Below are 12,732 nucleotides of genomic sequence, written 5' to 3' on the forward strand. Positions count from 1 at the left end.
GTACGGGGGAGGCGTGATGGACTCGGCCTTGACGGGCCTGCTGGTGGCGGTGGTGGGCGTGGGCGGCACGCTGGGTTCGGCCTGGCTGACCCAGCGCCGCGGTGACGCGTCCCGCCGCGAGGAGTGGGAGCGCCTCGAACGCACCCGCCTCGCCGAACTCACCGCGCAGCGCGCGGAGTCGGGCCGGGAGGCCCGGCGGGCGGCGTACACGGAGTTCAACGCCGCCGCCCGCCACTACCTGGCGACACTGAACGACCACGCCCACGTGCTGCGCATCGGATACGACGCGCAGGACTCCCTCGCCACGGTCGAGACGGCCCGCGTGGACTACCGCCGCCGATACGCCGAGGCCCAGATGATTGTGCCGGACACGGTGCTGGCGGAGGTGAGACGCGTCGACAGCGGCCTCGGCTCCGCCTACGGCACCCTGGCCCGCCTCACCCACGGCACGGCCCGCGAGGGCGACGACCTCGCGACCGTACGGGACGCGATCAAGCAGGGCTGGCAGAACCTGTCCCGGATGCGGGCGACCATGCGCACGGACCTGGGGGTGACCGGGCCGTCCCACGGGTGAGCGCAGTCTCGTATGAGTGAAGGCGGCGGGTTCGGCATTGCGGATCCACCCTCACGCGGAGTACGTGGCCGATCGGAAGAGGGAGTTGGGGAAGTGACCCTGCTCTGCCTCGGCCGGGCCCGGTGCAGCGAGGCAACCGACGGGTTCTTGCCGGCACGCCAACGGTGCACCCGGTGTGACGTGGTTCACATCGGCGGCCTGTCACGTCCGGTGCGGGTTGTCTGTCCGATGGGCGTCACCGGCACCGAAGCCGGTGCCCGACCTTGGGAGATCCGATGAACAACGGCCACCGCATCGTCGTCCTCGGCGCCGGCTACACGGGCTTGTTCAGTGCCATCCGGCTGGCCCACCGCACCCGCCGGACCGACGTGAAGATCACCCTGGTCAACCCCTCGAGCCGGTTCGTCGAGCGGCTGCGGATGCACCAGATCGCCGCCGGGCAGGAGCTGGCCGACCACCAGATCCCCGACCTGCTCGCCGGGACCGGCGTCACGTTCGTCCAGGGCACCGCCACCGCCATCGACCCCGAGGCCCGGCAGATCACCGTCGACGGCGCCGAGACTCTCGGGTACGACACGCTCGTCTACTCGCTGGGCAGCTCGACCGACACCGGCAAGGTCCCCGGCGCCGACACCCGGGCGTTCACCCTCGACAACCCGGAGATCGCCGGTCGGTTTGCCGCGCGGCTCACCGAGGTCGCCGCGTCCGGCGGCACGGTCACCGTCTGCGGCGGCGGCCTGACCGGCATCGAGGCGGCCACCGAGATCACCGAGAGCCACCCCGGCCTGGACGTCACGCTGATCAGCCTGGACGAGCCCGGCGGCATGATGGGCGCCAAGGCCCGCGCCTACCTCCACGGCGCGCTGGACCGCCTCGGCGTCACTCTTGAGACCGGCGCCCGCGTCACCAAGGTGCTGCCCGACGCCGTCGAACTGGCCGACGGCCGGCTCGTCCGCTCCGACGCCTGCCTGTGGACCACCGGCGTCAAGGTGTCGCCGCTCGCCGCCGCCGCCGGGATCGCCACCGACGACCGCGGCCTCATCCTGGTCGACGCCACCCTGCGTTCGGTTTCCCACCCGGAGATCCACGCCATCGGCGACGCCGCCGCCGTCCGTCTGGCCTGGGGACAGATCCACGGCACCTGCCAGAGCGGCCTGCCCACCGCCCAGTACACCGCCGACACCATCGCGCGGCTCGTGCGCGGCAAGGCCGTCAAGCCGTTCCGCTTCGGCTACTTCCATCAGCCGGTCAGCCTCGGCCGCCGTGATGCCGTCATCCAGTTCACCAAGGCCGACGACACCCCCCGCCGCACGCACCTCACCGGCCGGAGCGCCGTCGCGTACAAGGAGATGGTCAGCGGCAGCCCGCTCAAGACCTACCGGTTCAGCAAGCGCATGAACGTCACCACCATCGTCTCCAAGGGCGGCCGCGCCACCCGCAAGCCCGCGGCATGACGGGCACATCGGCTCCCAGCGCCATGATCTCGGGCCTTGCCGCCCTGGTTACGGCGCTGGCAGCATAAGCCGATGGTCGACGCCAGGGACGAGCCGGACCCGTACATCGAACACCGCAGGCTGCTGTTCGCCACCGCCTACCGCATGCTGGGCAGCGTCACCGACGCCGAGGACGTCCTCCAGGACGCCTGGCTGAGCTGGAGTACCGCGGACCGCGACGCGATCCGCCACCCCAAGGCCTACCTGGTGCGCACCGTCACCAACCTCTCGTTGAACCGCCTCACCTCCGCACGGGCAACCCGCGAAACCTACGTCGGGCCGTGGCTCCCCGAACCCCTGCTGACCTCCCCCGACATCGCCGCGGAGGCCGAATTGGCCGACAGCGTCTCCACCGCGATGCTGGTCGTCCTGGAAACCCTCAGCCCCGTCGAACGCGCCGTCTTCCTGCTCCGCGAGGTCTTCGGCTACTCGCACGCCGAGATCGCCGAGACCCTCGAACGCCCCGAGCCGACAGTCCGCCAGATCGCCCACCGCGCACGCGCGCACGTCCAGGCCCGCCGCCCCCGCTTCGACGCCGACCAGACCCGGCGCCGGCAGGTCACCGCCCAGTTCATGGAGGCCTGCGCGGGCGGCGACCTGAACGCCGTCATGGAACTGCTCGCCCCCGAGGTCACCGCCTGGTCCGACGGCGGCGGCAAGGTCACCGCCGCCCGCCGCCCGCTCCACGGCACCGACCACGTCGCGCGCTGGATCGTGGGTTTCCTGGCCAAGCCCGAACTGGCCGCGCTGACCATGGAGCCGGCCATCATCAACGGCGAGCTCGGCGTCCTGGCCACCCTCGGCGGACACACAGTCGGCGCCCTCTCGTTCGACCTCGTCGACGGCCGCATCCAGAACCTGCGCTTCCAGGTCAACCCCGAAAAGCTCAGCGGCCTGACCCCCGACAACAGCTTGGCGCTGCCCTGAAGCGTTGAGGGCCGGGGTAAAGGTCACGCCCTTACGGCGCCGATGAACTCCGTCCAGGCGAGCGGGCCGACCAGCAGAACGGGGCCAGTCGGGACCTTGCTGTCACGTACGGGGACGACGCCGGGGACTCCGTCGGCTACCTCGAGGCACTCGCCGCCGTTGTCATCGCTGTAGCTGCTCTTGCGCCACTGAGCGAGGCTCAGTTCGTACTCGCGCATCGTCTGTGCTCCTCCGCCGCCGATTCGATCAGGGCCAGGGACTCCGCCGGCGGCAGTGCGGCGGCCCTGAGCAGATCGTAAGTCCCTTGAACCTGCTTAACCAGGGCCGGATCGTCCAGCAGGTTCCCCGAATACACCGCCTCTGTATAGGCAGTTGCCGGAGCGTCCTCGAACTCCATGAGCTGCACCATGCGACCCATGAGGGGGTACGCCCCCACCGAGTAGGGCAGCACCTGGACCAGTACTCGCCGCTGTCGTACCAGGTTCGCGATGTGGTCGAGTTGCTCGGCCATCGCTGCGGCACCGCCGACCGGAATCTTCAGCACGTGCTCATGCAGGATCGACCAGTACACCGGCCCGGTAGCGTCGTCCAGCATCTGCGCCCGCTCCCTTCGGGCCGTCACCTTCTCGTCCATGTACTCGTCGGTGACGAAGGGGTTGCTCGCCAGCATCACCGCACGCGTGTAGGTCGCCGTCTGCAACAGGCCCGGCACGAGAGTCGGCGCGAACGTCGAGATCTTCGTCGCCGTCCGCTCGAGCTCCACCACCTACGCGAAATAATCCGCATACCGTTTGTCGTCAATCAGCTTTCGCCACGTGCGTTCGAAAAAGCCTCCGGTTTGCAGGAGTTCGTCGATTCGCTGGGCCACGTCCAACTGTGGTTTCCGAATAGCCTGTTCGAACTGTCCGATATAACCACCGGAGACGAAAACCCTTACCCCCAACTCCACTTGAGTGAAACCGGCATCCTCCCGGCGTCGTTTCAGCTCGGTTCCGAAGAACTCCCACGCTGCCTGCCGCGAACCGTTGGCCACAGGTCAACCCCCCTGCACTGCCTCGCACTTGTAGAGGACGGAATCCTGTCGAGTGTAGATGCAGAGGGTCACACTGGAGATGCGAAGCGTGAAACTCATAAAGAAGGGGAGCACGGTGAGGGCACAACACTCGGCGCACCGCGTCGAAGAGGCGGAGGTAACGGTGAAGGAATTGCGGGCGGCGCTCACGAACGCCGGAATTACGTTGCCGTCACTACGGATCGACCCGGCGAGTTTGGCGCGAGAGGCGCCTTGTCCGCGGATCGAATTGGGCGGCTGCTGCGTCGAGGTCGCGGCCCGGCTCGCGGCGGCGCTGCGGTGAGGCCGCCGATCGGCTCGTACGCGGTGGACGTGCGTACCGGGAAGGTGGGCACGGTCATGGGGCACGAGGGACCGTACGTACAGCTGAGACCGCTGGGCGGCGGGAAGGAGTGGGACTGCGCCCTGGACGCGGTGCGCGCCGCGACCGCGGCGGAGCGGCTGTGCGCGGCCACGGCGTATGCGAACGCCCGCAGCCGCGGCGAGGTCCCCTGACCTCCCTCCAGCGCACCCTCCTCGGAAGCCGTGAACACTTTCCCCCGAAGTGTTCACGGTTTCCGACACCCCTGGGGTGGGGGGGGAGACGCCGCTGTCATGACGTAAAGCGGGGCGCCCTCCGTATCGCCCGCTGCCGAGTGGTGGACCTGCCGGAGCGCGCTGGGTGCAAGGGCCGCAGCCACGGCCTGGGCGGCAGCGGCGGGGAACCGTACGGGTCCCGCCCTCGCCCCTCCTCCCGTAGGCGAGAATGGGCCCCATGAGTCTGTTCCGCGACGACGGCATCGTGCTGCGCACCCAGAAGCTGGGTGAGGCGGACCGGATCATCACCCTGCTCACGCGCGGTCACGGGCGCGTACGGGCCGTGGCGCGCGGGGTGCGGCGGACCAAGTCGAAGTTCGGGGCCCGGCTCGAACCGTTCTCGCATGTGGACGTGCAGTTCTTCGCGCGGGGGAGTGAGCTGATCGGGCGCGGGCTGCCGCTGTGCACGCAGAGCGAGACGATCGCTCCGTACGGTGGCGGGATCGTGACCGACTACGCGCGATACACCGCCGGTACGGCCATGCTGGAGACCGCCGAGCGGTTCACCGACCACGAGGGGGAGCCCGCCGTGCAGCAGTATCTGCTGCTCGTCGGGGGGCTCCGCACCCTCGCCCGGGGCGAACACGAGCCGCACCTCGTCCTCGACGCCTTCCTGCTGCGCTCCCTCGCCGTGAACGGCTACGCGCCCAGTTTCAGCGCCTGCGCGAAGTGCGGGATGCCGGGACCGAATCGGTTCTTCTCGGTCGCGGCGGGAGGTTCCGTCTGCGTCGACTGCCGGGTGCCCGGCAGCGTCGTACCCTCGGCGGGGGCCCTCGAACTGCTCGGCGCGCTGCTGACGGGAGACTGGGAGACCGCGGACGCGTGCGAGCCGCGGTATGTCAGGGAGGGCAGCGGCTTGGTGTCGGCCTATCTGCACTGGCATCTGGAGCGCGGACTGCGCTCCCTCCGATACGTCGAGAAGTAAGACGCTGAGAAGCAAGAGAAGCAAGAGAAGCAAGAAGGAGACGAGAGGCACATGGTCGTACGCGGGTTTCTGGGGCGGCAGCGTCGGGAGTACAGGGCACCGGAGCCGCACCCGTCCGGCGCCCGCGCGCCGAAGCTCCCTGGCGAACTGGTCCCCGACCACGTGGCGATCGTCATGGACGGCAACGGCCGCTGGGCCAAGGAGCGCGGGCTGCCCCGCACCGAGGGGCACAAGGTCGGCGCCGAGCGTGTCCTCGACGTGCTCCAGGGCGCGGTCGAGATCGGCGTGCGGAACATCTCCCTGTACGCCTTCTCCACCGAGAACTGGAAGCGCTCGCCCGACGAGGTGCGCTTCTTGATGAACTTCAACCGCGACTTCATCCGCAAGACCCGCGACCAGCTCGACGAGCTGGGCATCCGGGTGCGCTGGGTGGGCCGTATGCCCAAGCTGTGGAAGTCGGTCGCCAAGGAGCTCCAGATCGCCCAGGAGCAGACCAAGGACAACGACCGGCTGACCCTGTACTTCTGCATGAACTACGGCGGCCGAGCCGAGATCGCCGACGCGGCGATGGCCCTCGCCGAGGACGTCAGGGCCGGTCGCCTCGACCCGTCCAAGGTCACCGAGAAGACCTTCACGAAGTACCTCTACTACCCGGACATGCCGGACGTCGACCTGTTCCTGCGCCCGAGCGGTGAGCAGCGCACCTCCAACTACCTGCTCTGGCAGAGCGCCTACGCCGAGATGGTCTTCCAGGACGTCCTGTGGCCCGACTTCGACCGCCGTGACCTGTGGCGCGCCTGCATCGAGTACGCCTCCCGAGACCGCCGCTTCGGCGGCGCCGTCCCGAACGAGGAACTCCTCGCGATGGAAGAGGCCATGAAGGGCCGCCCGGAGTAGACGTGAAAAGGGGCGCCCACAGGGGCGCCCCTACAACCCGCAGACAGAAACGCGCGCCCTTACCCCTTACCGGCGGCGCACTCCGCACACGTACCAAAAATCTCCACCGTGTGCGCGACGTTCACATACCCGTGCTCCGTCGCGATCGCCTCAGCCCATGTCTCCACGGCCGGCCCCTCCACCTCGACCGCCTTGCCACAGACGCGGCAGACGAGGTGGTGATGGTGCTCGCCGGTGGAGCAGCGGCGGTACACGGACTCGCCGTCGGACGTGCGCAGCACGTCGACCTCGCCGGCGTCGGCGAGCGACTGCAGCGTGCGGTACACGGTGGTGAGCCCGACGGAGTCACCCTTGTGCTTGAGCATGTCGTGGAGCTCCTGCGCACTGCGGAACTCGTCCACCTCGTCGAGCGCCGCCGCCACGGCGGCACGCTGCCGGGTGGAACGGCCCCGAACGGGCGATCCAGCGGTTGTCACCGTTGCCTCCTCGCGTCTGCCCTTGCCGGGCCATTGTGCCAGCCCGGACTGTGCGTGGTCAGACGCCGACCTTGCGTTCGGGGCCACGCGTGGCCGGAATCGCGCACTCCGCCGGGTCCCCGGCCGCCTGCGCCGCCGCCGCGGCCCGCGCCCGGCGCCGCGCGAGTGGTGTCGCCAGCATGGTGAGCGCGATGAACACGCCGATGGTCAGCAGCACGATCGTCGCACCGGGCGGCACGTCCTGGTAGTACGACGTCACGGTGCCGCCGAGGGTCACGCTCACGCCGATCGCCACCGCGATGGCGAACGTGGCCGCGAAGCTACGGCTGAGCTGCTGCGCCGCCGCCACCGGGACCACCATCAGCGCGCTGACCAGGAGCAGGCCCACGACGCGCATCGCGACCGTCACCGTGACCGCCGCCGTGACGGCGGTGAGCAGGTTCAGGGCACGCACCGGCAGGCCCGTGACCCGTGCGAACTCCTCGTCCTGGCTGACCGCGAACAGCTGCCGGCGCAGACCGAGGGTGACCAGGACCACGAAGGCGGCGAGCACGCAGATCGCCGTCACGTCCTCCGCCGACACAGTCGACAGCGAGCCGAAGAGGTACGAGTTCAGGTTGGCGTTGGAGCCGCCCGGCGCGAGGTTGATCAGCATCACACCGCCCGCCATGCCTCCGTAGAAGAGCATGGCGAGGGCGATGTCGCCGCGGGTCCTGCCGTACCAGCGGATCAGCTCCATGATGACGGCGCCCACCACCGCGACCGCCGTCGCCATCCACACCGGCGAGGTGGAGAGCAGGAAGCCGAGGCCGACGCCGGTCATCGCCACGTGGCCGATGCCGTCCCCCATGAGCGCCTGGCGGCGCTGGACGAGGTAGATGCCGATCGCGGGGGCCGTGATGCCGACCAGGACGGCGGCGAGCAGGGCCCGCTGCATGAAGGCGTAGTCGAGGATTTCCATCAGCTCAGCAGTCCCGTCCGGATGGGTTCGGCGTCGTGAGCCGCGTGCGGGTGTACGTGGTCGTGGCCGGGCAGCGCGTGCTGGCCGACCGCGCGCGGGGGCGGGCCGTCGTGCAGGACGCAGCCGTCGCGCAGGACGACCGCGCGGTCGATGAGCGGCTCCAGGGGGCCCAGCTCGTGCAGGACGAGCAGGACGGTCGTACCGGCCGCCACCTGTTCCCTGAGCGTCTGCGCCAGCACCTCCTGGCTCGCCAGGTCGACGCCCGCCATCGGCTCGTCCATGATCAGCAGTTCGGGTTCGGAGGCGAGGGCGCGGGCGATCAGTACGCGCTGGTGCTGGCCGCCGGAGAGGGCGTTGACGGAGTCCTTCGCCCGGTCCGCCATGCCGACGAGCTCGAGGGCCCCTCGTACGGCGTCGTGGTCGGCCTTGCGCAGCACGCCGAAGCGGGCCCGGGACAGCCGGCCGGAGGCGACGATCTCGGTCACCGTCGCGGGCACGCCGCCCGCGGCGGTGGTGCGCTGCGGGACGTAGCCCACGCGCTTCCAGTCGCGGAAGCGGCGCCGCGGGGTACCGAAGATCTCGATCTCGCCGTCACTGACCGGTACTTGGCCGATGACGGTGCGTATGGCGGTCGACTTGCCGGAGCCGTTGGCGCCGAGCAGCGCGACGACCTCACCACCGTGCACGGTGAGGTCGATACCCCGCAGGACGGGGCGCGAGCCCAGCTCGGCACGTACGCCGCGCAGGGATATGACGGGCTCGCTCACGCGGTCCTCCTGGAGATCACTTGGTGCCCAACGCTGTCTGCAACGCCTTCAGGTTCGATTCCATTACCTGGATGTAGTCGCTGCCCTTGGACTTGTCCGTGATGCCCTCGATCGGGTCGAGGACGTCCGTCTTGAGGTTCGCGTCCGAGGCGATGGTCTTGGCGGTCTTGTCGCTGACGAGCGTCTCGTAGAAGACCGTGGAGACGCCGTCGGCCTTCGCCATCGTCTCAAGTTCCTTCACGCGGTTCGCGCTCGGCTCCGACTCCGGGTCGAGGCCGGTGATGGCCTCCTCGGTGAGGCCGTAGCGCTCGGCGAGGTAGCCGAAGGCGGCGTGGGTGGTGATGAAGACCTTGGTCTTGGTGTTCTTGAGCCCGGTCTCGAACTGGGTGTCGAGGCCGTCGAGCTTCTTGACCAGCGCCGCGGTGTTCTTCTGGTAGTCCGCCGCGTTGTCCGGGTCCTCCTTCTCGAAGGCCTTGCCGACACCCTCGGCGACCTCGGCGTACTTCACCGGGTCGAGCCAGATGTGGGGGTCGAGGCCGGACTCCTCCTCGCTGTGCTCGTCGTCGTGCTCGGCCGCGTGCCCGCCGACCTCGCTGCCGTGCTCCTCCAGCTTGGTCAGCGAGGTGGCATCGATCTTGGTCTTGACCTCGGACTGCGCCACGGCGTCGTCGACGGCCGGCTGCAGGTTCTTGAGGTAGAGGACGGCGTCCGCCTCCTGGAGCTGCGCGGTCTGCTTGGCGCTGATCTCCAGGTCGTGCGGCTCCTGGCCGGGCTCGGTCAGATTCGAGACGTTCACATGGGAACCGCCGATCTGCTCGGCGAGGTACTGCATGGGGTAGAACGACGCCACGACGTCGAGCTTCCCGCTGCCGTTGTCGTCCGCGGCGCTGCTGTCCGAGGAGCAGGCGGAGAGGGCTCCGAGACCGAGGACGGTGGCTGCCAGCGCGGCGGACCCGGATATAAGACGTCGTCGTACGTTCATGACACTCATTTTCAACAAATCTGGAAACGATTGTCAACAAGCCCTGGGTTGCGAACCGATTTGATACAGGGGTGGGCGGCGCCGGTAACCTGAATCATTCGCTCCCGTCCGTTCGTAATGAAGAGAGCACCGTGGCCGCCGACAAGATCGACACCATCGTCAGCCTGAGCAAGCGCCGTGGCTTCGTTTTCCCCTGTAGTGAGATCTACGGTGGACAGCGCGCCGCCTGGGATTACGGCCCGCTCGGCGTCGAGCTCAAGGAGAACATCAAGCGCCAGTGGTGGCGCTACATGGTCACCTCCCGCGAGGACGTCGTCGGTATCGACTCGTCGGTGATCCTGGCCACCGAGGTCTGGGTCGCGTCGGGTCACGTCGCCACCTTTACCGACCCGCTCACCGAGTGCACCTTCTGCCACAAGCGCTACCGCGCCGACCACCTGGAGGAGGCCTACGAGGCGAAGCACGGCCGCCCCCCGGAGACCGGCCTCGCCGACCTCAACTGCCCCAACTGCGGCAACAAGGGCACCTTCACCGAGCCCAAGCAGTTCTCGGGCCTGCTCTCCACGCACCTCGGTCCCACCCAGGACAGCGGCTCCGTCGCCTACCTGCGTCCCGAGACCGCGCAGGGCATCTTCACCAACTTCGCCTCCGTGCAGCAGACTTCCCGCCGCAAGCCGCCGTTCGGCATCGCGCAGATGGGCAAGTCCTTCCGCAACGAGATCACGCCCGGCAACTTCATCTTCCGCACCCGCGAGTTCGAGCAGATGGAGATGGAGTTCTTCGTCAAGCCGGGCGAGGACGAGAAGTGGCAGGAGTACTGGATGCAGGAGCGCTGGAACTGGTACACCGGCCTCGGTCTGCGCGAAGAGAACATGCGCTGGTTCGAGCACCCTGCCGAGAAGCTCTCGCACTACTCCAAGCGCACCGCCGACATCGAGTACCGCTTCCAGTTCGGCGGCAACGAGTGGGGCGAGCTCGAGGGCGTCGCGAACAGGACGGACTACGACCTGGGCGCCCACTCCAAGGCCTCCGGCCAGGACCTCTCCTACTTCGACCAGGAGGCCGGCGAGCGCTGGACTCCGTACGTCATCGAGCCCGCCGCCGGTGTCGGCCGCGCGATGCTGGCGTTCCTGCTGGACGCCTACGTCGAGGACGAGGCCCCGAACGCCAAGGGCAAGATGGAGAAGCGCACGGTCCTGCGCCTCGACCCGCGCCTCGCGCCGGTCAAGGTCGCGGTTCTCCCGCTGTCCCGCAACCCGGAGCTGTCGCCCAAGGCCAAGGGCCTGGCCGCCGCCCTGCGCCAGAACTGGAACATCGACTTCGACGACGCCGGCGCCATCGGCCGCCGCTACCGCCGCCAGGACGAGATCGGTACGCCGTTCTGCGTCACGGTCGACTTCGACACGCTCGAGGACAACGCGGTCACCGTCCGCGAGCGCGACACGATGAAGCAGGAGCGCGTGTCCCTCGACCAGATCGAGGGGTACCTGGCCAGCCGACTGATCGGCTGCTAGGCGCTCAGCGGGACGGGCGGCTTTGCGACTGCGGGCCGCCCGCGGCTGGTCGCGCCTCGCGCCCCTTAGCCGCCGTTGTTCCATTCGGGGCCCGCGTGACGTCGGCCTTCACGACCTGGTTGTGGTCGTGAAGGCCGACGTTGTCCCGGCGTTCTCAACCCCGGGGCGGCGACACGCATCCGGCCTCGTATGCACTCCTTGGTGAGCAGCTACCAACCCGAGAGCGACCAGGCGGCCGAAGTCCTCGACGGCGTCAGTCAGTTCAGCACTGTTCATGGACGCCGACGCTACCGACCGCCGGGCCCCGGGCGGTCAGCCGGTCATGACGGGTTCGCGCACAGCACCCGGGCCGACGTCGGGCCCCGAATTGCCCAACGGCATCCCCTTGGGGGGCGCGGTCTCCGCTCTCAGGTGTCCCGGTTTCGTCACGTCCGTAACGGATGTAACGGAACCGGGGTTTTGCAATCCAGGCCCCGCGGCGCTCCGAAGAACAGGTCACGCGGCCCGCAGGGGGTGGGCCGCCGGACCTTCACGGGGGCATCATGCGCAAGCAGGCAGTCATCGGCGCCGCGACCCTGGCCCTGGCCATCGGGACCGTCGGCTACGTCGCGGCGAGCGACGGGGGGCAGCGGTCGGACCGTACGGCCGTAGGGTCGCAGGCGGCCCTGGGGGCCGGGCTTCCCGGCGCGGCGGCCGCCGACCGGCTCGTGGCCGTCGGGCTCACCTCCGACCAGCGGCTCGTCAGCTTCCGGGTCGACCGGCCCAAGGTCGCCGTCCCGCTCGGCGCGGTCAGCGGACTCAAGGGCGACGCGAAGCTGATCGGCATCGACTACCGCGTGCAGAACAACAAGCTGTACGGCGTCGGCGACCGCGGCGGCATCTACACCCTCCGCGAGGCCGGCGCCCGCGCCACCAAGGTCTCGCAGCTCACCGTCGCCCCCCAGGGCAAGGCCTTCGGCGTCGACTTCAACCCCGCCGCCAACCGGCTGCGCGTCATCAGCGACACCGGGCAGAACCTCCGGCACAACCTCGACGACCCGGCGGGCGCCCCCGCCGCGGGCACCACCGCCGTCGACGGCACCCTCACCAACCCGCCGGTGCCCCCGAACCCCGGCGCCACCGCGCTCGGCGTGACGGGAGCCGCGTACACGAACAACGACCTCGACGCGACGACGGCCACGACCCTGTTCGACCTCGACACCTCCCTCGATCAGGTCTCGGTCCAGTCGCCCGCCAACGCCGGCAACCTCGCCCCCACGGGCAAACTCGGCATCGACGCACCGCTCAACTCCGGTTTCGACATCTACAGCTCGGCGCGCAGCGGCACGAACACGGGGTACGCGGTGACGGGCGGCCAGGTGTTCCGGGTCAACCTGCTGACGGGGAAGGCGACTTCGGTTGGTTCGTTCCCGGGTGGGCGACAGGTGGTGGACCTGGCGATTCCGCTGCGGCAGGGCTGAGTCTGGCTGCACCCTGCACCCTGCACCCTGCGCATGACGGCTGGCGGATATCGGATGACGGCTGACAGGTAACGGCTGACAGGTAACGGATGACAGATGACAGCTGAC

Annotated in this window: 13 protein-coding genes and 1 pseudogene; 8 read left to right on the plus strand and 6 right to left on the minus strand. The window is 69.2% G+C overall.

Translation table 11 applies throughout. The annotated features are described in order from the left end of the window. Positions 1-16: 16 nt before the first annotated feature. The 3 genes from ACX28W_RS12660 (at position 17) to ACX28W_RS12670 (ending at position 2,994) form a co-directional block, all read left to right on the plus strand. Complete coding sequence (locus ACX28W_RS12660; RefSeq protein WP_458999011.1) at positions 17-574, plus strand: hypothetical protein; 558 nt, start codon at positions 17-19, stop codon at positions 572-574. Positions 575-849: 275 nt separating this feature from the next. After that, a complete protein-coding gene (locus ACX28W_RS12665; protein WP_458999012.1) occupies positions 850-2,028 on the plus strand; it encodes an NAD(P)/FAD-dependent oxidoreductase in 1,179 nt (392 codons plus the stop codon). 72 nt (positions 2,029-2,100) lie between these two features. After that, the gene (locus ACX28W_RS12670) at positions 2,101-2,994 is read left to right on the plus strand and encodes an RNA polymerase sigma-70 factor (RefSeq protein WP_458999013.1); all 894 of its coding nucleotides are present in this window, start codon (positions 2,101-2,103) and stop codon (positions 2,992-2,994) included. A 23-nt stretch (positions 2,995-3,017) separates the two neighbouring features. Here the strand turns inward: ACX28W_RS12670 and ACX28W_RS12675 are convergent, their stop codons facing one another. Continuing rightward, positions 3,018-3,212: a DUF397 domain-containing protein gene (locus tag ACX28W_RS12675; protein WP_458999014.1), complete on the minus strand. Its 195-nt coding sequence runs from the start codon at positions 3,210-3,212 to the stop codon at positions 3,018-3,020. Continuing rightward, positions 3,194-4,027, minus strand: a pseudogene (locus tag ACX28W_RS12680) (helix-turn-helix domain-containing protein). Before ACX28W_RS12680 ends, ACX28W_RS12675 begins: the two are co-directional and overlap by 19 nt. Before the next feature lie 318 nt (positions 4,028-4,345). On the opposite strand from ACX28W_RS12680, the gene ACX28W_RS12685 reads away from it, so the two are divergent. The 3 genes from ACX28W_RS12685 (at position 4,346) to ACX28W_RS12695 (ending at position 6,464) form a co-directional block, all read left to right on the plus strand. Next, complete coding sequence (locus ACX28W_RS12685) at positions 4,346-4,561, plus strand: hypothetical protein (protein WP_362082623.1); 216 nt, start codon at positions 4,346-4,348, stop codon at positions 4,559-4,561. Between the two features lie 259 nt (positions 4,562-4,820). Further along, positions 4,821-5,567 carry a DNA repair protein RecO gene (gene recO / locus ACX28W_RS12690; RefSeq protein WP_054235479.1) on the plus strand — a complete coding sequence of 249 codons (747 nt, stop codon included), beginning with the start codon at positions 4,821-4,823 and terminating at the stop codon, positions 5,565-5,567. A gap of 51 nt (positions 5,568-5,618) precedes the next feature. Next, complete coding sequence (locus ACX28W_RS12695) at positions 5,619-6,464, plus strand: isoprenyl transferase (protein ID WP_458999015.1); 846 nt, start codon at positions 5,619-5,621, stop codon at positions 6,462-6,464. Positions 6,465-6,523: 59 nt separating this feature from the next. Here ACX28W_RS12695 and ACX28W_RS12700 read toward each other — a convergent pair whose 3' ends face one another. The 4 genes from ACX28W_RS12700 to ACX28W_RS12715 are packed head-to-tail and all read right to left on the minus strand — an operon-like array spanning position 6,524 to position 9,650. Then, positions 6,524-6,940, minus strand: coding sequence for a Fur family transcriptional regulator (locus ACX28W_RS12700; RefSeq protein WP_458999016.1), 417 nt, complete (start codon positions 6,938-6,940; stop codon positions 6,524-6,526). 58 nt (positions 6,941-6,998) lie between these two features. Beyond that, positions 6,999-7,901: a metal ABC transporter permease gene (locus tag ACX28W_RS12705; protein WP_458999017.1), complete on the minus strand. Its 903-nt coding sequence runs from the start codon at positions 7,899-7,901 to the stop codon at positions 6,999-7,001. Further along, positions 7,901-8,668 (minus strand): metal ABC transporter ATP-binding protein, encoded by a 768-nt coding sequence (locus tag ACX28W_RS12710; protein ID WP_458999018.1) that lies wholly within the window; start codon positions 8,666-8,668, stop codon positions 7,901-7,903. Before ACX28W_RS12710 ends, ACX28W_RS12705 begins: the two co-directional genes overlap by 1 nt. Before the next feature lie 16 nt (positions 8,669-8,684). After that, the gene (locus ACX28W_RS12715; RefSeq protein ID WP_458999019.1) at positions 8,685-9,650 is read right to left on the minus strand and encodes a metal ABC transporter substrate-binding protein; all 966 of its coding nucleotides are present in this window, start codon (positions 9,648-9,650) and stop codon (positions 8,685-8,687) included. A 131-nt stretch (positions 9,651-9,781) separates the two neighbouring features. Between ACX28W_RS12715 and ACX28W_RS12720 the strand changes: the two genes are divergently transcribed. Together ACX28W_RS12720 and ACX28W_RS12725 are read left to right on the plus strand one after the other, a co-directional pair. Continuing rightward, on the plus strand, positions 9,782-11,164 hold the full coding sequence (locus ACX28W_RS12720; protein WP_458999020.1) for a glycine--tRNA ligase: 1,383 nt from the start codon (positions 9,782-9,784) through the stop codon (positions 11,162-11,164). Between the two features lie 542 nt (positions 11,165-11,706). Next, on the plus strand, positions 11,707-12,624 hold the full coding sequence (locus tag ACX28W_RS12725) for a DUF4394 domain-containing protein (RefSeq protein ID WP_458999021.1): 918 nt from the start codon (positions 11,707-11,709) through the stop codon (positions 12,622-12,624). Positions 12,625-12,732 lie beyond the last annotated feature (108 nt).

This window comes from Streptomyces sp. SD15 (genome assembly GCF_054462255.1).